Consider the following 854-nt stretch of genomic DNA (forward strand, 5'->3'; position numbering starts at 1 on the left):
CTGGCCGGCCATCTTGACGGAGCCGGCGTACATGTCGGCCAGGCCGGTGAGCTGGACGGTGCTTTGCGCTTGTGCGGCAGCGCAGCAGGCCAGGGCCGCAGCGAGTGCGATGAACGATTTTTTCATGGAGCCTCTCTTGATTGATTGCTATATAAGAAATTGCGGTGTGAAATGTAGCGACGGTTTGTATACACGACTGTGTTCAATTCCACAAAGACGGATGAAATCACTATTTCGAGTGCGTGACAGTGGTTTTTTTGCGTCATTTCTTCATGGATGTTCCTAGTTGACGCTTCGACTGGATGTTCGGGAAATGCGCTACACGGTCGACGGAACGCGGGCAGGAGTCCGGCCGGACAGTGATTGCGTCATATGTCAGGATGAAAATGACGGCCTCCGGATAGGGGCAGCCGGCGAGGCTGCCGCCATCCGCACGCAGGGCGCCGTGCATGGATCGAAAGCCGCGACTACGGCGGAGTGCGCCCTGGGTTGGCCTGGATGCCGGCGAAACGCTTCGCAAATGCTGCGAATGCACAATTTTTCGCTGACTTCAATTTTCATAGCGAAAAATCGTTATAGAATTGCGTCCATCGTAGGGGAGTCGCCAAGTTGGTCAAGGCACCGGATTTTGATTCCGGCATGCGAGGGTTCGAGTCCTTCCTCCCCTGCCAAGATAGAAAACCCCGTCTGTGAAAGCAGGCGGGGTTTTTGCTTTGCGCGCCTGGTTTCCATGCCGTGGCGGGTATTCCGGCCTCGCTTTTCGTGCGCGGGGGATGCCGCGCACTCCTGTTCCACCATGAGCGGCCTGTTGCGTCTGGCGTGTGTTGCCCTGCCGTTGTGCGGCTGAACGAAGG

At 57.0% G+C, this 854-nt stretch carries 1 protein-coding gene, 1 tRNA gene and 1 pseudogene; 1 reads left to right on the forward strand and 2 read right to left on the reverse strand.

From position 1 onward, the window contains the following. A pseudogene (locus tag Cte04_RS22105) lies at positions 1 to 126 on the reverse strand (porin); the annotation flags it as partial. A gap of 136 nt (positions 127 to 262) precedes the next feature. After that, entirely contained in the window at positions 263 to 451 is a 189-nt protein-coding gene (locus Cte04_RS21915) for a hypothetical protein (protein WP_157082239.1), read from the reverse strand. A gap of 143 nt (positions 452 to 594) precedes the next feature. On the opposite strand from Cte04_RS21915, the gene Cte04_RS21710 reads away from it, so the two are divergent. Then, a tRNA-Gln gene (locus tag Cte04_RS21710) sits at positions 595 to 671 on the forward strand. Positions 672 to 854: the final 183 nt, after the last annotated feature.

This window comes from Comamonas terrae, assembly GCF_001544075.1.
GTDB classification, from domain to species: domain Bacteria; phylum Pseudomonadota; class Gammaproteobacteria; order Burkholderiales; family Burkholderiaceae_C; genus Comamonas; species Comamonas terrae.

Coding starts and splice junctions, on each gene's coding strand:
- Cte04_RS21915 (WP_157082239.1), bottom strand. CDS start 451: ATGCACGGCGCCCTGCGTGCGGATGGCGGCAGCCTCGCCGGCTGCCCC.